Below are 19203 nucleotides of genomic sequence, written 5' to 3'. Positions count from 1 at the left end.
GGAAGGGGTGCGATGCTGAATACGCTGTCGGGGCGGTTTCTGATCCTGACCACGGTCTTCGTGATGTTGGCCGAGGTGCTGATATTCGTGCCCTCCGTCGCCCGCTTCCGCGAGGATTACCTGCTGGACAGGCTGGAGCGCGCGCAGATCGCCTCTCTCGCCCTGCTGGCCGACGACATGCTGGAAATGGAGCTTGAGGCCGAGCTGCTGAAAAACGCCGAGGTCTACAACGTCGTGCTGCGCCGCGACGAGATGCGCCAGCTGGTGCTGTCTTCGCCCATTCCGAAACCGATCAGCCAAACCTATGACCTGCGCGACCCCGGTGCGCTGGTGCTGATTCGCGATGCGATGCTGCGCCTGTTCCGCCCCGGTAACGATCTGATCCGCGTGATCGGCGCGCCGGTGCGCGATGCGGGCCTGCTGATCGAGGTAACGATGGATTCGCTGCCGCTGCGCGCCGCGATGGTTGAATACGGCTTGCGGGTGCTGCTGCTGTCGGCGGTGATCTCGGCCTTTACCGCCGTTCTGCTGTTTCTGGCCGTGCGCCTGCTGCTAGTGCGCCCGATCAAGGGCGTGGTCGAGAACATGAAACGCTATGCCGCCGACCCCGAAGATGCCCGCGCCATCATTGCCCCCCATGCGAGCGTGCGCGAGTTGCGCGAGGCCGAGGATGCGCTGCTGTCGCTTCAGACCGACCTGACGCAGGCCCTGAAGCAGAAGGAACGGCTGGCCCAGCTGGGCGGCGCGGTGGCCCGCGTGAGCCACGATCTCCGCAATATCCTGACCTCGGCCCAGCTGTTCACTGACCGGATCGAGGCCAGCGAAGATCCGGCCGTGCGCCGCCTTGCGCCCAAGCTGGTGAATTCGATCACCCGCGCCGTGTCTCTCTGCGAAAGCACGCTGGCCTTCGGCCGCGCCGAGGAACCCGCGCCAACGCTGACCATGGTGCGCCTGCGCGACGTGGTGCAGGACGTGTTCGACGGCGAGGCGCTGACGCTGGAAGGCGCCGAGGTAGAGCTGGTCTGCGGCGTTCCTGCCGGGATGATGGTGCGCGCCGACCCCGAACAGATGTTCCGCGTGATTTTGAACCTTGTGCGCAACGCGCACCAGGCGATTGCGGCGACCAAGGCGGGTGGCACCGTGGTGGTAGAAGCACGCGAGGATGACGACGCCTGGCGCATCCATGTTTGCGATAGCGGGCCGGGCCTGCCCGCAAAGGCGCGCGATCACCTGTTCAAGCCGTTCCAGGGCGGCGCGCGCAAGGGCGGCTCGGGCCTTGGCCTGGCCATCGCGCAGGAACTGATCCGCGGCCACGGCGGCACCCTGCGCCTGATCGAAACCGGCGAATCCGGCACCCGGTTCGAGATCACCCTGCCGCGCGGCACCGCCGCCGCCTGACCTTGCGCCAGCTTTTTGCCCGGCGGCAAAGTTTCTGTCATTTCCGGGTTGCAAACCCCCGTGGGCTTCTCTAAATGCCAGCCTCAGTGGACCGATAGCTCAGCTGGATAGAGTACTTGACTACGAATCAAGGGGTCGGGGGTTCGAATCCTCCTCGGTCCGCCACTACCTGACAATCAGACTGGTTTCGTCGCGAAACGCACAGGTTTCGTGGCGCTTGCTATGCGACTTCGCGCTTTCGGCAAAAATTATGCGCCCAGAGCCAAGTCTGGCGGCCTGCGCGTGTTAGTCTTTCCCTCGACACAAGAAGAATCAGTCGTGACAGGGAGTCACCGATGAGACCGGAACACGCGGTCCATGTCTCGGGGCATGGCGAAGACGGATGGCGCAAGGCCGTGGCGCGGGCCTATTTCGCGCTGGATATCGAAACGCGCGACCGCCACGGGTTTCGTGGCGAAATGGAGTGCTGGGATCTTGGCGATGTCGGCTTGTCGCGGATCGACTGTGACGCGCTGATCTATCGCCGCCACAAACGGCATCTGCTGAATGAGTCTGAAAGCTCGCTTCTGGTGGCGATCCCGGAAGATGACGATGTGCAATTCATTCAGGGCAACCGTCGCACAAGCTGCAAGCCCGGTGGTTTTGTGGTGGAACGCAGCGATGCGCCCTATGAATACTGGCACGGCAAGCGCAATCGCCAATGGGTGCTGAAGGTGCCCACCGCCAGTGTACGGGCGCGGGTCGGGGCCTCGGAACGGCTGGGCGGGCTGACGTTTGATGCCTCGTCGGGCGTGGCGAGCTATTTCCTGTCGAGCCTGCGCAACACCGCCGGCCATATCGCGGGAATCGACGCCGCCGCGCGCGAGGCGGCGGGCAATCACCTGCTGGAACTGCTGTGCCTGACGATCCGCAGCGACGACCGGGTTCTAAGCTCCGGCGCCTCGTCGATCCGCGCGGCGCATCTGGCGCGGGCCGAACAGGTGATCCGCGAAAACCTGAAATCCGAACAGCTCACGCCGCAGTTCGTGGCCGAGGCTTGCGGCATCTCGCTGCGCTACCTGCAGCAGCTGTTCTTTGAAACCGACCAGTCGATCAACGGCTATATCCGCGAACGCCGCCTGAAACGCTGTGACGAGGAATTGCGGTCGGCGCTGACAACGCTGTCGCTGGCGGAAATTGCCTATCGCTGGGGATTCACCGATCAGTCGCAGTTCTCAAAGCACTACAAGGCGCGGTTCGGCATGACCCCGACCGCCGCCCGGAAAGAGGCGCAACAGGCCCGCACCGGCTGACACCGCGCTTTTCCTGACAAACCGAACCTGAACCGCCGGGGTCCGCCCCGGCAGGCCGGCACCGCTGTGCCTGCGCCAATCGCCTTGCGACCAAGAAGGACAGATCATGACAAACACCCGTGTTGCCGTCGATGTTGGCGGGACGTTCACCGACATCTGCGTGATGGACGAAACGACCGGCAAGATCCGCATCGAGAAAACATCCTCGACGCCCGATGACCCGATGCGCGCCGTGATGGACGGGATCGAAGTGGCCGGGATCGACCTGTCGGATGTGTCGATGTTTTCTCATGGCACGACGGTCGCGACCAACGCGCTGATCACCCGCAACCTGCCGCGCACGGCGATGGTGTGTTCCGAAGGCTTCCGCGACGTGGTGGAAATTCGGCGCGCCAACAAGGAAGATCTGTGGGACACCTATAAAGACGTGGCCAAGCCCTATATCCCGCGCCGCGACCGGCTGACCGTGGTCGAACGGATCGACGCCGAAGGCCGCGTGCTGCAACCGCTGGACGAAGAGGGCGCGCGCCGGGTGGCCGAGGTGCTGAAGAAACGGCAGGTCAAATCCGTCTCGGTCTGCTTCATGAATTCCTATGTGAACGCCGAGAATGAAAAGCGGATGCGCGACATCCTGAAAGAGGTGATGCCCGATATCCCCGTGTCGATCTCGGCCGAGATCATGCCGGAAATCTTTGAACACGAACGGTTTTCGACCACGATGGCCAACGCGGTCGTGTCACCCGTGGTGGTGGATTACGTCACACGCCTTGGCGACAAGCTGGCCGAGGGCGGGTACGAACGCGAGCTGCTGCTGCTGCACACCGGCGGCGGGGTGATGACGCCGAAGGCCGTGCGCGAATACGCCGCGCGTCTGGCCGGGTCGGGCATCGCGGCCGGGGCCATCGCCAGCCGGTTTATCGGCAACCTTTGCGGGTTTCCGAACACCATCGGGTTCGACATGGGCGGCACCTCGACCGATGTGTCGGTGTCCTTCGAGGGCGAGCCGCGCATCACCAAGGACTGGTATATCGAATACGGCTATCCGATCCGCTTCCCCTCGATCGAGGTACTGACCATCGGTGCGGGCGGCGGCTCGCTGGCCTGGCAGGACGAAGGCGGATCGCTGCGCAATGGCCCGCAATCGGCGGGCGCCTACCCGGGCCCGGCCTGCTATCAGAACGGCAACGAGGTGGCGACGAACACCGATGCCAACGTGGTGCTGGGCCGTCTGGGCACCAGCCTTGCGGGGGGCAAGATCACGCTGGATCCGGCGCTGGCCGAAACCGCCGTGCGCGACACGGTGGCAGATCCCTTCGGGATGGAGCTGCACGAGGCCGCCGAGGCCATCGTGCGTGTCGCCAACGCCAATATGGCCAACGCCGTGCGCCTGCTGTCGATTTCGCGCGGGTACGATCCGCGTGACTTTGCGCTTTGTGCCTTTGGCGGGGCGGGGGCGCTGCACGGGGCTGCCGTGGCGCGCGAACTGTCGATCCCCACGGTGATCGTGCCGCCGAATCCGGGGGTGACCTCGGCGCTGGGCTGCCTGTTGGTGGATATTCAGCACGATTTCTCCGACAGCTTCATGCGCCGCGCCGCCGATACCAAGGCCGAAGACCTGGAAGAGGCGTTCACCCGGATAGAGGACGAAGCCCGCGCCCAGCTGGCCCGCGAAGGTGTCGAGGACAAGGACATGGTGCTGACCCGCACGGCCGAGATGATGTACCAGGGCCAGTGGCGTTCGCTGGAAGTGCCCGCACCCGCCCGCGTCACCGATGTCAACGCGCTGGTCGATGCTTTCCACGCCGAGCACGAACGCGAATACAACTATGCCCGGAAAGAGGCCGATGTGTCGCTGTTCCGCGTGGCGGTGAAGGCCGTCGGGCTGGTGCCCAAGGCGGAACTGCCCAAGCAGGACGTGTCGGAACACGACGCCGAGCCCACCGGGCAGCGCCCCGTCTGGTTCGACGGCACCGCGCATGACGCCGGTATCTACCAGCGCGAGACGCTGGCGGCGGGCGCGCGGATCAAGGGGCCCGCGATTGTCGAACAGCTGGATTCGACGACCGTCATTCCGCCCGACACCACCGCCCATGTCGACGCCTACATGAATATCCGCATTGAACTGACCGCACCCGAAGCGAAGGCCTGACCCATGACCGCACACACTCCGCTTGATCCCGTCACCTTCGAGGTGCTGAAGAATTCCTTCATCACCTCGGTCGACCAGATGGCCGAACAGATGCTGCGCACCTGTTATTCCTTCGTCATCTACAACCGCGACTTTTCCAACGGTCTGCACGATGCCGAGGGCAATTCGATCGCGCAGGGCAATCAGGATATCGCCGTGCATGTCGGCACGCTGCATTTCACCTGCAAGGACGTGATCCGCACGTTTGAGGGCGAGATGATGCCCGGCGACGTCTACGCCATCAACGATCCCTACGCCGGGGGCACGCATTTTTCCGACGTGCGGCTGGTGCGCCCGATCTTCGACGACGATGTGCTGATCGGTTTCTCGCAGTCGAATGGCCACTGGTCCGACCTTGGCGGGTCGGTTCCCGGATCGTTTGACGTGACCGCGCGCGACATGTTCCGCGAGGCGGTGCGCATCACCCCGGTGCGCCTGTTCCGGGCCGGTGAATTCTGCCACGACGTGGCCGGGTTGCTGGCGGCGAACACGCGGGATCCGGCGTCGATCATCGGCGACATCCATTCGCAGGCCAGCGCCACCGCCGTGGCCGAGCGCGAATTGCTGCGGCTGGTGCGCAAATATGGGCGCGATCAGGTGCTGCAAGGCATGGCCGAGGTGCAGGATTACGTCGAACGCGCGGCGCGTCAGCGCATCGCGGCACTGCCGGACGGCACTTGGGAAACGGTGGATTACATCGACCGTGACCCCGGCGCAGGCGAAGGCATGATTCCGATCCGCGTGAAGATGACGATCAAGGGCGACCGGATTCACTATGATTTCACCGGCTCGCATCCGACCATCTCGTCGATCTACAACTCGGCCCCCGGCGCGACCTTTTCCGCCGTGGTTGCGGGGATGAAAACCTTCTTCCCCGACCTGCCGCTGAACAGCGGGTTCTACCGCATGATCGACGTAACAGCCCCCGAAGGCAGCGTGGTCGCCGCCGAATGGCCCACTGCCGTTACCGGGTTCCTGATGCCGTTCGAAAAGATCATGAACGCGATCTTTGAAATGTGGTCGCAGATCATGCCCGACCGGGCCATCGCCTGTGCCTTCAACCTTGAATACCTGCTGGCGGGCGGACGCGATCTGCGCAGCCCGGACAAGCCGATCTTCATGTTCTACGAATGGCTGCCCGGCGGCTGGGGCGGGCGCAACGGCAAGGACGGGTCGGACGTGACAACCGCCTGTTTCGGCACCGGCCTGATGTCGCAGCCGAACGAAGGCAACGAGCGTGTGAACCCGACCCGCACGACCGAATTCCAGATCCTGCGCGACAGCGCGGGCCCCGGCAAATGGCGCGGCGGGGCAGGGGTGCAGAAAACATCCGTTCTGCTGGAAAGCGAAAACGCCGTGATGTCCTATATCTGCGACCGCGAGCGCGCGGTGGTTTGGGGCGTCGAAGGCGGCTTGCCATCGATGCCGCACGGGCTGTCGATCAAGGGCGCGAAAGAAGACAAGGCGAAATGGCTCGGCTCGGTCTTTTCGGATTACCCGGTTTACACGGGCGATGAATTCGCGCGGCCCACGGCGGGCGGGGGCGGCTTTGGCGACCCGCTGGAGCGCGACCCCAAGGCAGTCTGCGAGGATGTCATCGACGATTATGTCTCGGTGGAGCGGGCGGCCTGCGACTATGGCGTGGTGATCGTCGAGAACGACGCCGACCTCTGCGATTACGAGGTGGATGCCGAGGCGACGGAAAAGCTGCGCGCTGACATCCGGGCCAAGCGGCGCGACTGGGCGCGCACCGATCCGGCCAAGGTGTCCGAGATGTACCGCAAGGGCGATATCAACACGCTCGACGTGGTGCGCCGCTATGCGACCATTCTGGATTGGGAAACCGGCGAGGTGCTGGAAAAGACCACGGCGCAGTTCCGCGAAAGCTATGAAAAGCGGACCGTTGCGCATTGGTCCTGATAGCAACGTTCCCGGGTCATGCCGGGGCACGGGGCGCGGGTCAGCCGCGCCCCACGACCGCCGGGCTTTGCGGCGACAGAAAGGCGTGGCGGAAGTAGTCGTGGAACACGGCCAGAGGGCCGGAAATCTCCATGCCCTTGCGCCAGGCCAGGCCCACGTCCATCGTCGGCACCTCGCGTTCGGTCTGGACGGTGCCGATACGTTTTCCTTCCAGCGACCAGGGCCGGTAGACCATGTCGGACAGGATCGTGATGCCCTGACCGTTGGCCACCATCGAGCGCACCGCCTCGGTCGACGAGGTGCGCAGCTTGACTCTCGGCTGCATTCCCAGAACCGACCAGTATTTCATCGCCGTCTGCGCGGCTTCGTCCACGGTGAGCATGATGTAATCCTCGCTTGCGATATCGGCAAAGCTGACGCGCCCGGCTTGGTGAAACCGGTGGTTGTTGGGCACCCACAGCCGCCGGCGCGAGCGGAACAGCGTTTCGGTTTCCAGATCCGGGTTCGCGGTGTTCGAGGTCAGCATCACCGCCATGTCGAAGCGGTTGCTCAGCAGTCCTTCCTCGATGCTTTCGCGGGGCTGTTCGCTGGGCCGGATCTCGAGCCCCGGAAACAGCTGGTGCAGGCGGTCAAGATGATAGGGCAGGAAATACCCCATCACCGTATAGCTGGCCGCGATGGATATCGTGCCCGTCACCGCCGATTGCCGGTGCGTGATATGCCGCGCGCGTTCCAGCCGGTCGAGGATATCCTGCGCCGAGGCGCGCAGCTCGCGTCCCGCGTCGGTCAGCTCCATCCCAGAGGCGGTGCGCTGGAACAGCGGCGCACCCAGCTCATCCTCCAGCCGTCGCACCGCGGCGGTGACCGAACTTTGCGAGATCGCCAGCGCGTTGGCCGCCCGGCTGACTTGCCCGGATTCCGCCGTTGCCAAAAAATACTTCAACTCGCGCAAATCCATCGCATTCTCCGTAATTCCGATACCTCTGCATCGGGTTGGGCGATAATGGTGGCGATCCAGGGCCGTTTTGCCGCGCGATCCGGACCCGGAACCCCGAAAATCGTCAACATTATCGGTTTCTCAGATAATGCGATACCTGAATTCAGAATTTTACAAAAGCCCCGCGCCCGTCTGATCGTAACGAAAATGCAACGGGGAGACCGATGGGCAAACTGATAGATCTCAACTGCGACATGGGCGAAGGCTTTGGCCATTGGACGCTGGGCGAAGCGCCCGACGAAGACCTGATGGCGCTGATTTCCTCGGCCAATGTGGCCGCAGGGTTCCACGCAGGCGACCCGAATTCGATCGACCGGGTGGTGCAGCTGGCCAAGACATATGGTGTCGGGCTGGGCGCGCATCCGGCCTATAACGACCTGCAGGGATTTGGCCGCCGCTTTATCGACACCAGTCCCGAAGAGCTGGTGAACGATATCCTGTACCAGGTCGGCGCGGTGCGCGAATTCGGCCGCCGTCATGGCGTTGCCTTACAGCATATCAAGCCGCATGGCGCGCTGTATATGGAGGCAGCAAAGAACGAAACGCTGTCGCTGAAGCTGATCGACACGCTGCGCGACACCAGCGGTGACACCATCCTGTTCTGCATGGGCGTGTCGAAAACCTATGACATCGCCAGGAAGCTGGGCCAGCCGGTGGTGCGCGAATTCTATGCCGACCGTGACTATGGCGACGACGGGTCCATCGTGTTCCGCCGCAAGGTGCAGCGCCCCGACCCGCAGGCCGTGGCCGACAAATGCCTGCGCGCCTGCCTTGAAAACAAGGTCGAGACGGTCGACGGCAAAGTGATCGACATCGAATTCGAATCGATCTGCTTCCACTCTGATACGCCCGGCGCCGTCGCGATCGGGCAGGCCATCCGCGACGGTCTGACCGCCGAGGGCATCACCATTGCCCCCGCCGCGACCGTGCTTGAACAGACATCGGCCTGAGCGCCGCAAAAGAACGAAGGAACCGACACAATGACCGATATCCAATCCCCGCTGCCCGGCACGTTCTATCACCGCCCCGACCCCGACCAGCCACCGTTCAAAGCCAAGGGCGACAGTGTGGCCGAGGGCGACGTGATCGGGCTGATCGAGGTGATGAAGACCTTTATCGAGGTCAAGGCCGAGGCCGCCGGCACATTTGCCGGATACGAAGCCGATGACGCCACGCCGGTGACGGCGGGTGCGGTGCTGGCAAAGCTGGAGTCCTGAATGCCGGTCTCTCGCCTATTGATTGCCAACCGGGGCGAAATCGCCATGCGCATCGTGCGCGCGGCAAAATCGCTGGGGGTGCATACGATTCAGGCCTACTCCGAGGCTGACGCCGAGATGCTGTCGGTGCGCGAGGCCGATGAATCGATCTGCATTGGCCCCGCCCCGGCTAAGGACAGTTACCTGAACATCGACGCGCTGCTGAAAGCTGCGCGCGAGACAAACGCCGATGCGGTGCATCCGGGTTATGGCTTTCTGTCGGAAAGCCCCGCCTTCGTGCGCGCCGTGGAAGACGCCGGGCTGACCTTTGTCGGCCCCTCGGCCGATACCATCGAACGCATGGGCGACAAGGTCGCCGCGCGTCAGGCGGCCGAAGCGGCAGGCGTGCCGGTTGTGCCTGGTTCGGACGGGCGGGTGGATGGCGTTGATGCCGCGTTGGAGGTGGCCGAGACCATCGGTTACCCCGTGATGGTGAAGGCCGCCGCTGGTGGTGGCGGACGCGGCATCCGCGTGGCGCAAGACTCGGATGAGCTGCGCAAGCTGGCGCCGCAGGCCGCACGTGAGGCGCAAGCCGCCTTTGGCGATGGCGGGCTGTATGTCGAACGTGCGATCCTGTCGCCCCGTCATATCGAGGTGCAGATCCTGGGCGACGGCACTCGCGCGGTGCACTGCTGGGAGCGTGAATGTTCGCTGCAACGCCGCCGCCAGAAGGTCTGGGAAGAGGCGGGAGCCTCCTGTCTGGATCAGGCCACGCGCGAAACATTGTGCCAATCCGCTGTCGCGCTGGCCAAGGCAGTGAACTATCGCGGCGCGGGCACGCTGGAATACCTTTATGACGATGCCAGCGGCGAATTCTTCTTTATCGAGATGAACACCCGCATCCAGGTTGAACACCCGGTGACCGAAATGATCACCGGCGTCGATCTGGTGGCCGAGATGATCCGCGTGGCCGGTGGCGAACCATTGTCGATGACGCAGGACGACATCGCCCGCAATGGTCACGCGATCGAGGTGCGGCTGAACGCCGAAGACCCGCTGATGCAGTTCATGCCCTTCCCCGGCAAGGTCGACGGGCTCGACTGGCCCGAAGGCGACGGCATCCGCGTCGATCACTTCCTGAGCGACGGCTATCAGATTCCGCCGTTCTACGACTCGTTGATCGGCAAGCTGATCGTTCACGCCCCCACCCGCGACGAAGCCATCGACAAGCTGGCCAAGGCGCTGCGCAGCACGCGCATCGGCGGCGTGAAAACCACCATCCCGCTGCATCTTGCACTGGCCCGTTCCCCCGACGTGCGCGCGGGCCGCGTTCATACCCAATGGCTGGAGCCCTGGCTGGATGCCGGGAACCTGACGGCCGAGGCGACAGGAGATCCCCAGTGAAAACCAGATATACTTATGGCGGCGACGAACACGTCTATGTCGAGATGGACGAGGAGATGTCGCTTGACGCGTTCTTCAAGTCCCTCTCGATGAGCGAGGCGGTCAAGGCCGCCAACATCCCCGGCGTGCGCGAAATCTGCCCGGCGAACGCATCGTTCCAGGTGCGGTTCGATCCGGACGTGACCGCGCCCGACGACATGATGGAACAGATCAAGCAGCTGGAATCGCAGGCTGAAAAGGCTGAAAAGCGGCTGACCACCCGTATCATCGAGGTGCCGGTCTATTATCAGGATCCGTGGACGCACGAAACGCTGATGCGGTTCCGCGAACGCCATCAGGATCCTTCCGGCAGCGATCTGGACTATGCCGCGCGGATCAACGGCTATGACAACGCCGAGGCCTTTATCGAGGCGCATCATTCGCAGCCGTGGTTCGTGTCGATGGTCGGCTTCGTGTCGGGCTTGCCGTTCCTCTATCAGCTGGTCGAGCGTGACAAGCAGTTGCAGGTGCCGAAATACCTGCGCCCGCGCACCGACACGCCGAAACAGACAGTGGGCTACGGCGGCTGCTTCTCGTGCATCTACTCGGTGCGCGGGGCGGGCGGCTACCAGATGTTCGGCATAACCCCGATGACGATCTACGACCCCCGGCAGGAAACCAGCTATCTGAAGGATTTCATGGTCTTCTTCCGCCCTGGCGACATCGTGAAATGGAAACCGATCGACCGCGCCGAATACGACCGCATCCTGAAAGAGGTCGAAGCCGGCACTTGGGCGCCGCGCATCGCCGAGGTCGAATTCGATCTGGATGCATTCAACGCAGACATGGACGGCACCAACGCCAAGCTGATGGAGGCGCTCAATGACGCTTGAGATTGTCAAACCCGGCCTTGCCACCTCGGTTCAGGATCTGGGACGCCCGGGCTATTTCCACCTTGGGATCCCCGAAGGCGGCGCGATGGATCGCTATGCGCTGCGGGCCGCGAACCTGCTGGTGGGCAACCCCGAGGATGCCGCCTGTCTTGAGGCGGTGTTCATGGGGCCGGAAATCCGCATCGGCGCCGATTGCATTCTGGCGGTGACGGGCGGCGAAATGCCGATCAAGCTGGACGGCGAACCGCAGGCGACATGGGAAAGCTTTGCCGCCAAGGCGGGGCAGGTGCTGTCGTTCGGATTTCTGACCGGAGGCGCGCGCATCTACATCGCCGTATCGGGTGGCGTGGCGACCGAGCCGGACCTGGGCAGCCGGTCGACCTATCCGATTGGTGCGCTGGGCGGGGTCGAAGGGCGGCCTGTGCAACCGGGCGACGTGCTGCCGATTGGCGCGCCGAACGGAGCAAAGCCGGGCTGGTCGGTGCCGGAAGAGCTGCGCCGTGGCCCCGGTTCACCGGCCGAGCTGCGGGTTTTGCCGGGCCTGTACTGGGATCGGCTGACCGAAGCCTCGCAAGCGGCGTTCTTCGACGACACCTGGACCGTCGCATCAGAGGCTGACCGCATGGGCTATCGCTTCAAGGGCGGGCGGGCGATGGAATTCGTCGACCGCGAACAGCCCTTTGGCGCCGGGTCGGACCCGTCGAACATCGTCGATGGCTGCTATTCCTACGGCTCGATCCAGGTGCCCGGCGGCACGGAACCCATCGTGTTGCACCGCGACGCAGTGTCGGGCGGCGGCTATTTCACGCTTGGGGCGGTGATCTCGGCTGATATGGACCTGATCGGCCAGTTGCAGCCGAACATGCCCGTGCGCTTCGTCAAGGTCGATATGTCCGAGGCGTTGCTGGCCCGGACCGAGCGGCGACAGATGTTGGCGCAGCTGCGCCAGAGCCTCGCAGCCTGATGATGACTGCTCCGGCATACCCGATCCCGGGCGTGCCGGGGCTTCTTCTGTCTGGTGCTGCGTCAGTCAGGCACCAGATAGCTGGCAAGATCGCCGGGCGGTTCGATCACCGACACGATCTTCAACTGTGCAATAGTGCGATCCAGCGCCTTGCGCAGATGCGTTGTCAGCATGTCGGCGGCGGCGGTCAACGTGCCCGCCTGCAACAGATCGATCACCATGCACAGCTCCAACAAGGCCTGCCGGTCGGGCGGCAGCCCGATGGAAAACAGCACCCGCTGCGATGCCTCGAGCGCCGAACGGTTGGCCGAAACATAGGTCGCCAGATCGCAGTTCGGCGTGGCGAGAATGGCCAGCTGAAAGAACCGCGCGTCCATGTCGAACCAGGTTTCGGGGCTCAGCGGCTGGTCGGCGGGCAGGGCGCGGATATCCTGCGCCAGGTCCGCCAGTGCAGCGCCATCGGGCGTGGCCGTGCGCAGCGCCGCGTTTTCCAGCACGATGCGCAGCTCGAACTTGTCCTTGATGCGTTGGGCTGTCAGCGGCTCCACCACCCAGCGCGAGGTCGCGCTTTTCTGCACCAGCCCGCGTTCCTGCAACCGGCCCAAAACGTCACGGACCACGGTGCGCGACACGTCGAATTGTTGGGCTACCAGCGCCTCGACCACGCGGTAGCGACCGAAGATGAGGCAGCGCGACAGGTCGGACTCGATCCGGTCGTGGATGCGCTGCCAGTTCGGGCGTCCGGCACTTTCGTCCATGCCGTCAAGATCCAGCGCCAGTTTGCGCAGGTCCAACCGGCGCGGCGTGTCGTCGCCCGACCCCGCCACCAGATAGCCACGGCCGGAAAAACGGCGCACCAGCCCTTCTTCGGCCAGGATCGACAGCGCCCGCTTGATTGTCGCGCGCGACACGGACAGCCGTTCCGACAGGGCGCTTTCCTGCAGCACCAGCCCGGGGATCAGGCGACCGCCGCCAATATTGCCGCGCAGCAGGGCTGCCGTCGCCTCGAACAGCGTTGGGGGCGGCGTATCGCTGTGGGCATCGCGGGCCGCGTCCTGAGGCATCTGCCTGTTCCTTTCATATCTGACCCGCGTTCGGCTTCGGGGCGAATCGCTGGCGAATGTAGCTTGAAAGTCAGCTTAGGGAAAATATGATTATTGCATACAAAAATCATATAGAGGCGCAGCGTATGGAGCAGGTGTTCTGCGGCTGCATAGCGTTTGATCGAAAATATGTTACCTCATAACACTTAAAATCATCAAAAATGAGGCGTTTTGAAAAGATAATGCTTTTTGTGCGCAAAAATCATTTTTTATCTTGCGAGAGAAAATTTGTGATGTTTGTGTACGGACACCAAAAAACGGAGTGCGAATCGTGCTGAAGCTGAGTGGGGTAACGCGGCGCTATGGGGATGCCGTGGCGCTGGACGGTCTCGATTTCATTGTCCCGGATGACACCTATGTGTCGCTGCTGGGGGCGTCGGGGTCGGGCAAGACCACTTTGCTGCGCTTGATCGCCGGTTTCGAAGAGCCCGACGCGGGCGAATTGATGCTGGGCGGCGAACGGCTGGACGGCAAACCCCCGCACCGGCGCGACATCGGGTTCGTGTTCCAGAACTTTGCGCTGTTTCCGCATCTGTCGGTCGAGGAAAACGTCGCCTTTGGCCTGCGCCATCGCGAATCCAAGGCGGTTCCTGCCGGAAGCGATCTGAACGACCGTGTGAACGCCGCGCTTGATCTGGTTGGCTTGACCGGCTTCGGCCATCGCGGCGTGGGCGAGATTTCGGGCGGTCAGAAACAGCGCGTCGCCCTTGCGCGCACGCTGGTGACCGAGCCGCGTATCGTTCTGCTGGACGAACCGCTGGGCGCGCTGGATGCCAACCTGCGGGCGCGGATGTGCGACGAGCTGCGCGCCATTCGCGAACGGCTGAAAGTGTCGTTCCTGCATGTGACGGGTTCGGAAACCGAGGCGCTGACCATGGGCGACACCGTGGCCGTGCTGGCCAATGGCCGCATCGCCCAGGCCCAAGACAGCACGTCGCTGTTCACGCAGCCTGCCAATACCGCCGCCGCGCGCCACCTGAATGCGTGGAACCTGATCGGCGGGCGGGTCAAGGGCCGCACGCTGGACACCGCCGTGGGCGCGCTGCCGATTTCGCAATCGCTGCCCGACGGGTCGGAGGCGCAACTTGCCGTGCGGTTCGACCAGATCGGTGTGTGTGAGCCGGATCAGGTGCCCGCCGGGCAAGACCATTTCACCGCGCGCTACCTGGCCGGCGAATTCAACGGCCCGACCGAGCTGTCGTTCTTTCGCGCCGACAACGGCGACCTGATCCAGGTCGTGAACCACCTGAGCAATCCGCGCCTGCCCGACCTGACCGAAGGCCGCACCTACGCTTTGCATTTCTCGCCCGACGCGGCGCTACTTTTCGAGGGGGCCGCCTGATGAGCACCATGACCACCGACATGCCCGCCGAAAAGGGCCAGAGCCCGGCCATCAAGCGCGAGGCCCGCGACCGGCGCCGCGCGCTGATGCTGCTGTCGCCCGGGGTCCTGTGGATGGTGCTGTTCATGATCCTGCCGATGATCATGGTCGTCTACGTTTCGTTCTGGACGCAGACCACATTCGCGGTCGAACCCACCCTGACCACCGCAAGCTGGGAACGCTTCCTGTCATCGTCCACCTACCTTAGCGCCATCGGCACGACGCTGCGGGTCTGGGCCATCGTTCTGGTGGCAACATTGGTGGTGGGCTATCCGGTTGCGCTGTTCATCGGGCTGTTCGTGAAGAACCGCACCATCCAGACCGCGCTGCTGGTGGCCTGCGTGATCCCGTTCTGGACTTCGTTCCTGATCCGCGTGATCGCGTGGCGCCCGATGCTGGGCACCGAAGGTGCGATCAACGTGATCCTGCAAAAGCTGGGGATCATCAACGAACCGCTGACCTTCCTGCTGTTCTCCGAATTCTCGGTGCTGGTGGGCATGACCCAGATTTACTGTGTGTTCATGGTCGGCCCGATCACCTTCATGATCGCCCGGATCGACGAGTCGATGATCGAGGCGGCGCGCGACCTTGGGGCCTCTTTCGGGACCATCTTCCGCCGGATCATCCTGCCGCTGTCGATGCCCGGCGTGATCGTGGGCGCGATCTTTGTCTCGGTCATGGTGCTGGGCGAATTCGCCACCGCCGCGTCGCTGTCGGGCCGCAAGACCAACATGCTGGGCAACATCATCGTCAGCCAGGTCGGATCGCTGAAATGGGCCTTTGCCGCCGTGGCCGGGGTTGTCCTGACACTCATCATCGCTGCCGTGATCACGCTGGCGCTGCGGATCGTCGATCTGCGCAAGGAGATGTAAGCCAATGAACACCCGCATCCTTCGCCCCGCGCTGGCCGTCTATACCGCCGCCTTCCTGCTGTTCCTCTATGGTCCGCTGATCGTTCTGGCGATCCTCAGCTTTCAAAGCCAGACGGGCGGCCCGCAGTTCCCGATCCAGGAATGGTCGACCTATTGGTATCGTCACCTGTTCGGCCTGACCGAAACCAGCCGCATCTCGCAGCTGCCGGTGGGCGACAGCCTTGTGCGCTCGCTGGTCCTGGCCTTCATGACGACCGTGGTGTCGACCGTTCTGGGCACGATGAGCGCCGAAGCCTTCCGCACGCGGTTCAAGGGCTCGGGCCCGGTGTTCTACCTGATCATCCTGGGCATGATGGTGCCGGGTGTTCTGGTTGGCCTTGGCATGGCGCTTTTGTCGAACTTTGCCGGGATCGACCGGGCATGGTGGGGCACGGCCTTTGTGCTGCACGTCGTCTATACCTACCCGTTTGCCTTCCTCGTGATGCTGGCGATCTTCAACCGGTTCGACCGCAGCGTGGAAGAGGCCTCGATGTCGCTTGGTGTCAGCCCGGCGCAAACCTTCCGCCGCGTGACCTTTCCGATCATCTTTCCGGGCGTCCTGTCGGCCATGCTGTTCAGCTTTACCCTGTCTTACGATGAATTCTCGCGGACGCTGTTCACCGTGGGGCGCGAGCTGACGCTGCCGCTGTCGATCTATGGCACCTTCTCGGTTGAAATCTACCCGAACATCTTTGCCTTCGGGGTTCTGACCACGCTGTTCAGCTTTACCTTGCTGGTGATCTACGGCGTGCTGATGAAGCGGTTCACTGCCTCGCGGGCCGGGCGCTTTTCCGGGCAGGAGGAGGCGGCATGATCGCGCTTGTCACCGGCGCCGGATCGGGCATCGGCGCGGCGATTGCCGAACGGCTGGCGGCTGACGGCCACAGCGTTGCGGTGAACGATCTGCACCTGAGTGCCGCGCAAGAAACGGTTGACCGGATCACCGGCGCGGGCGGCACCGCCTGGGCCTTTGCCGCCGATGTCAGCGACGAACCGGGTGTCGCCGCGATGGTTGACGAGGTACGCAACACGCTGGGCGCGCCCGAGATCCTGGTGAACAACGCGGGCTTCGGCCATCAGGCCCCGTTCCTGGACATCACGCCCGAGCAGTTCGACCGCATGTTCGCGGTGCATGTGCGCGGCACCTACCTGCTGACACGCGCCTGCCTGCCCGCGATGCTGGACAAGGGCGAAGGCATCGTCGTGAACGTCGCCTCGCAGCTGGGCCAGATCGGCGGGGTCGAGCTGGTGCATTACGCGGGCGCCAAGGCCGCGATCATCGGCATGACCAAATCGCTGGCGCGCGAAGTCTCGACCAAGGGCGTGCGCGTGAACGCGGTGGCGCCGGGGCCGATCAACACCCCGCTGGTCGAGGCGCTGTCGGAAGACTGGAAAGCCGCCAAAAAGGCCGAGCTGCCGCTGGGCCGCTTCGGCTCGCCAGCGGAAATCGGCGGCGTGGTTTCGTTTCTGTGTTCGCCGGATGCGGCGCTTTTCGTCGGACAGACGCTGGGCCCGAATTCCGGCGATGTGATGCTGTGAGGAAGACAATGGACAAACGTGTCGTCATCGTAACCGGGGCCGGGATCGGCATCGGCAAATCCGTGGCAGAACGCTTTGCGGGGCAGGGCGATCATGTTGTGGTGACCGATGTGCTGGAAGCCGAGGGCAAGGCCGTGACCGAGGCGATCACCGCCGCCGGTGGCAGCGCCGAATTCCATGCACTGAACGTGCGCGACACTGCCGCCGCCGATGCGCTGGTGGGCGATGTGATCGACCGCTTTGGCCGGATCGACGTGATCGTCGCAAATGCGGGCATCGCGCACCGCGTCCCCATGTCGGAAATGACCGACGAGAAATGGGACGAAACATTCGATGTCGACCTGAAAGGCATGTTGCGGGTGATCCGCCCGGCGCTGCCCGCGATGAAGGCGGGTGGTTCGATCATCTGCCTGTCGTCGATCATGGGCGTGGCCTATGGCTGGGACGAACATGTGCATTATTCCTCGGCCAAGGCCGGGGTGGTCGGGTTGGTGCGTGGTCTTGCCGTCGAGGTTGCCAAGCGCGGCATTCGCGTCAACGGCATCGCGCCCGGATACATCCGCACCGCGCAACTCTTGTCAGAAAAGAACAGCCTTGGCCCCAACGCGGCCGAGATCGCTTCGCCTTACATCCCGATGGGTCGCCTTGGCGAACCCGAGGAAATCGCCTCGGTCATCGGGTTTCTCGCATCTGCCGACGCCTCCTACCTGACGGGTCAGGTGGTGACGGTCGATGGCGGCCTTTTGCCGGGCCGCTACTAACCATCAACCAAAACTAAAAGCAGGGAATGACATGACTTCTTTCAAAACACCTTCCCGCCGCGGGTTTCTGCGCGGCAGCGCGGCGCTGGGCGCCGCGGCACTGGGCACAGGGCTGCACCCCTGGACCAGCATGGCCCACGCCCAGGATCTGGGCGGGCAGGCGCTGCGCACCACCGGTCTGTCGGTGACGGTGCAGGACCGCATCCTGGAAATGTTCACCGAAGCCTCGGGCGTCGGTTCGGCCTCGGGCACCCCGGCCACCTTCCCCGATGCGCAGACCAAGATCCTGTCGGGTTCGTCGGATTACGACACCTGGGAAATCATCGCCGAGCGTCTGCCCGCGCTGATTGCCACCGACAACGTCGAGACGATCAACACCTCGTCGCTGAAGAACTGGGCGAACATTCGCGATACCTTCACCAGCTTCAACCCCGACATGCCCGAACGCGCGCAGATCGCCGGGCAGATTTGGGCAGATGAAGGCCAGACCGAGCTGTACATGGTTCCGGCCGTCTACAACTATGACTCGATCGGCTATAACCCCGAGGTTCTGTCGGCCGAAGAAGCCAACACCTGGACCGCGATCTTCGACCCCAAGTGGAAGGGCAAGTCGGGCCTGAACGTTGATCCGCTGATCGCCTTCGGTCAGGCCATTCTGGCGCTGAACTCGCTGGGTGAGATGGATGTGGCCAACCCGGGCAACCCGACGCAGGCCGAAATCGACGAAGCCGCGGCCTTCCTGATTTCCAAGAAGAAAGAAGGCCAGTTCCGCGCGCTGTGGGGCGACTTTGGCGAGCTGGTGAACCTGATGGCCTCGGGCGAGATGGTCGTCTGCGACGCGTGGCAGCCTGCTGTCATGGCGGTGAAGGCGCAGGGCAAGCCCGCCCAATACGCCGTGCCGAAAGAAGGCTACCGTGCCTGGGCCATCGGGCCGTCGATGCTGAAAGGCACGCCGAACCGCGAGGCCGTGATCGCCTATGCCGATTTCTGGCTCTCGGGTCAGCCGGGCATCGCCGTGACCGAGCAGGGGTATTATTCGCCCTCGACCAACATCAAGGACGTGATGGACCCCAAGAAGTACGCCTTCTGGTACGAAGGCAAGCCGTGGGAAGGCGAGCCCGAGCGCGGCATCAACCCCGGCGATCTGCGCGATGGCGGTTCGCTGGAAGAGCGCGCGTCGAACGTCGCCTACTGGCACCAGTGGCCGGATGAGTACGACTATCTCATCCAGAAGTGGGACGAGTTCCTGAACGCCTGATGGCAACGGCTCGGGCGCG

Annotated in this window: 17 protein-coding genes and 1 tRNA gene; 16 read left to right on the top strand and 2 right to left on the bottom strand. The window is 63.7% G+C overall.

The window, feature by feature from the left end; translation table 11 throughout:
- Positions 1–12: 12 nt before the first annotated feature.
- The 5 genes from FGK64_RS06230 to FGK64_RS06210 all read left to right on the top strand — a co-directional run bounded on the left by FGK64_RS06230 (position 13) and on the right by FGK64_RS06210 (position 6798).
- A complete protein-coding gene (locus tag FGK64_RS06230; protein ID WP_138862891.1) occupies positions 13–1398 on the top strand; it encodes a sensor histidine kinase in 1386 nt (461 codons plus the stop codon).
- 88 nt (positions 1399–1486) lie between these two features.
- A tRNA-Arg gene (locus FGK64_RS06225) sits at positions 1487–1563 on the top strand.
- 170 nt (positions 1564–1733) lie between these two features.
- Complete coding sequence (locus FGK64_RS06220) at positions 1734–2690, top strand: AraC-like ligand-binding domain-containing protein (protein ID WP_138862890.1); 957 nt, start codon at positions 1734–1736, stop codon at positions 2688–2690.
- A 106-nt stretch (positions 2691–2796) separates the two neighbouring features.
- Positions 2797–4839, top strand: coding sequence for a hydantoinase/oxoprolinase family protein (locus FGK64_RS06215; protein ID WP_138862889.1), 2043 nt, complete (start codon positions 2797–2799; stop codon positions 4837–4839).
- Positions 4840–4842: 3 nt separating this feature from the next.
- Positions 4843–6798, top strand: a complete 1956-nt coding sequence (locus FGK64_RS06210) for a hydantoinase B/oxoprolinase family protein (protein WP_138862888.1) — start codon at positions 4843–4845, stop codon at positions 6796–6798.
- Positions 6799–6838: 40 nt separating this feature from the next.
- Here FGK64_RS06210 and FGK64_RS06205 read toward each other — a convergent pair whose 3' ends face one another.
- Positions 6839–7756 carry a LysR family transcriptional regulator gene (locus FGK64_RS06205; RefSeq protein ID WP_138862887.1) on the bottom strand — a complete coding sequence of 306 codons (918 nt, stop codon included), beginning with the start codon at positions 7754–7756 and terminating at the stop codon, positions 6839–6841.
- 203 nt (positions 7757–7959) lie between these two features.
- On the opposite strand from FGK64_RS06205, the gene FGK64_RS06200 reads away from it, so the two are divergent.
- From FGK64_RS06200 to FGK64_RS06180, 5 genes are read left to right on the top strand one after another with little or no spacing between them, the layout of a single operon-like run.
- Positions 7960–8745 (top strand): 5-oxoprolinase subunit PxpA, encoded by a 786-nt coding sequence (locus FGK64_RS06200; protein ID WP_138862886.1) that lies wholly within the window; start codon positions 7960–7962, stop codon positions 8743–8745.
- 30 nt (positions 8746–8775) lie between these two features.
- Positions 8776–9012: an acetyl-CoA carboxylase gene (locus FGK64_RS06195; protein WP_138862885.1), complete on the top strand. Its 237-nt coding sequence runs from the start codon at positions 8776–8778 to the stop codon at positions 9010–9012.
- Positions 9013–10395 carry an acetyl-CoA carboxylase biotin carboxylase subunit gene (locus FGK64_RS06190; RefSeq protein WP_138862884.1) on the top strand — a complete coding sequence of 461 codons (1383 nt, stop codon included), beginning with the start codon at positions 9013–9015 and terminating at the stop codon, positions 10393–10395.
- Positions 10392–11267 carry a 5-oxoprolinase subunit B family protein gene (locus FGK64_RS06185; protein ID WP_138862883.1) on the top strand — a complete coding sequence of 292 codons (876 nt, stop codon included), beginning with the start codon at positions 10392–10394 and terminating at the stop codon, positions 11265–11267. Before FGK64_RS06190 ends, FGK64_RS06185 begins: the two co-directional genes overlap by 4 nt.
- On the top strand, positions 11257–12231 hold the full coding sequence (locus FGK64_RS06180) for a 5-oxoprolinase subunit C family protein (RefSeq protein WP_138862882.1): 975 nt from the start codon (positions 11257–11259) through the stop codon (positions 12229–12231). Before FGK64_RS06185 ends, FGK64_RS06180 begins: the two co-directional genes overlap by 11 nt.
- Positions 12232–12293: 62 nt before the next feature.
- Here FGK64_RS06180 and FGK64_RS06175 read toward each other — a convergent pair whose 3' ends face one another.
- On the bottom strand, positions 12294–13295 hold the full coding sequence (locus FGK64_RS06175) for a GntR family transcriptional regulator (RefSeq protein WP_138862881.1): 1002 nt from the start codon (positions 13293–13295) through the stop codon (positions 12294–12296).
- 310 nt (positions 13296–13605) lie between these two features.
- On the opposite strand from FGK64_RS06175, the gene FGK64_RS06170 reads away from it, so the two are divergent.
- Genes FGK64_RS06170 through FGK64_RS06145 form a run of 6 tightly spaced genes read left to right on the top strand, consistent with a single transcriptional unit; the run spans position 13606 to position 19184 of the window.
- Positions 13606–14676 carry an ABC transporter ATP-binding protein gene (locus FGK64_RS06170; RefSeq protein ID WP_138862880.1) on the top strand — a complete coding sequence of 357 codons (1071 nt, stop codon included), beginning with the start codon at positions 13606–13608 and terminating at the stop codon, positions 14674–14676.
- The gene (locus FGK64_RS06165) at positions 14676–15587 is read left to right on the top strand and encodes an ABC transporter permease (RefSeq protein ID WP_246057683.1); all 912 of its coding nucleotides are present in this window, start codon (positions 14676–14678) and stop codon (positions 15585–15587) included. The genes FGK64_RS06170 and FGK64_RS06165 overlap by 1 nt, the downstream gene beginning before the upstream one ends.
- Before the next feature lie 4 nt (positions 15588–15591).
- Entirely contained in the window at positions 15592–16440 is an 849-nt protein-coding gene (locus FGK64_RS06160) for an ABC transporter permease (RefSeq protein WP_138862879.1), read from the top strand.
- Positions 16437–17165 (top strand): SDR family NAD(P)-dependent oxidoreductase, encoded by a 729-nt coding sequence (locus tag FGK64_RS06155; RefSeq protein WP_138862878.1) that lies wholly within the window; start codon positions 16437–16439, stop codon positions 17163–17165. Before FGK64_RS06160 ends, FGK64_RS06155 begins: the two co-directional genes overlap by 4 nt.
- Before the next feature lie 8 nt (positions 17166–17173).
- The gene (locus FGK64_RS06150) at positions 17174–17926 is read left to right on the top strand and encodes an SDR family NAD(P)-dependent oxidoreductase (RefSeq protein WP_138862877.1); all 753 of its coding nucleotides are present in this window, start codon (positions 17174–17176) and stop codon (positions 17924–17926) included.
- Positions 17927–17957: 31 nt separating this feature from the next.
- Positions 17958–19184, top strand: coding sequence for an ABC transporter substrate-binding protein (locus FGK64_RS06145; protein WP_138862876.1), 1227 nt, complete (start codon positions 17958–17960; stop codon positions 19182–19184).
- Positions 19185–19203: the final 19 nt, after the last annotated feature.

Origin of the sequence: Arenibacterium halophilum, assembly GCF_005938225.1 — a bacterium.
In the GTDB taxonomy this organism is placed as follows: domain Bacteria; phylum Pseudomonadota; class Alphaproteobacteria; order Rhodobacterales; family Rhodobacteraceae; genus Arenibacterium; species Arenibacterium halophilum.
This window is presented reverse-complemented; position numbering and strand designations above follow the sequence as displayed.

Bases quoted from the DNA above. Each gene is read 5' to 3' on its own strand.
- FGK64_RS06220 (WP_138862890.1), top strand. From the start codon at position 1,734: ATGAGACCGGAACACGCGGTCCATGTCTCGGGGCATGGCGAAGACGGA.
- FGK64_RS06215 (WP_138862889.1), top strand. From the start codon at position 2,797: ATGACAAACACCCGTGTTGCCGTCGATGTTGGCGGGACGTTCACCGAC.
- FGK64_RS06180 (WP_138862882.1), top strand. From the start codon at position 11,257: ATGACGCTTGAGATTGTCAAACCCGGCCTTGCCACCTCGGTTCAGGAT.
- FGK64_RS06155 (WP_138862878.1), top strand. From the start codon at position 16,437: ATGATCGCGCTTGTCACCGGCGCCGGATCGGGCATCGGCGCGGCGATT.
- FGK64_RS06145 (WP_138862876.1), top strand. From the start codon at position 17,958: ATGACTTCTTTCAAAACACCTTCCCGCCGCGGGTTTCTGCGCGGCAGC.
- FGK64_RS06165 (WP_246057683.1), top strand. From the start codon at position 14,676: ATGAGCACCATGACCACCGACATGCCCGCCGAAAAGGGCCAGAGCCCG.
- FGK64_RS06175 (WP_138862881.1), bottom strand. From the start codon at position 13,295: ATGCCTCAGGACGCGGCCCGCGATGCCCACAGCGATACGCCGCCCCCA.
- FGK64_RS06150 (WP_138862877.1), top strand. From the start codon at position 17,174: ATGGACAAACGTGTCGTCATCGTAACCGGGGCCGGGATCGGCATCGGC.
- FGK64_RS06195 (WP_138862885.1), top strand. From the start codon at position 8,776: ATGACCGATATCCAATCCCCGCTGCCCGGCACGTTCTATCACCGCCCC.
- FGK64_RS06160 (WP_138862879.1), top strand. From the start codon at position 15,592: ATGAACACCCGCATCCTTCGCCCCGCGCTGGCCGTCTATACCGCCGCC.
- FGK64_RS06200 (WP_138862886.1), top strand. From the start codon at position 7,960: ATGGGCAAACTGATAGATCTCAACTGCGACATGGGCGAAGGCTTTGGC.
- FGK64_RS06210 (WP_138862888.1), top strand. From the start codon at position 4,843: ATGACCGCACACACTCCGCTTGATCCCGTCACCTTCGAGGTGCTGAAG.
- FGK64_RS06230 (WP_138862891.1), top strand. From the start codon at position 13: ATGCTGAATACGCTGTCGGGGCGGTTTCTGATCCTGACCACGGTCTTC.
- FGK64_RS06190 (WP_138862884.1), top strand. From the start codon at position 9,013: ATGCCGGTCTCTCGCCTATTGATTGCCAACCGGGGCGAAATCGCCATG.
- FGK64_RS06205 (WP_138862887.1), bottom strand. From the start codon at position 7,756: ATGGATTTGCGCGAGTTGAAGTATTTTTTGGCAACGGCGGAATCCGGG.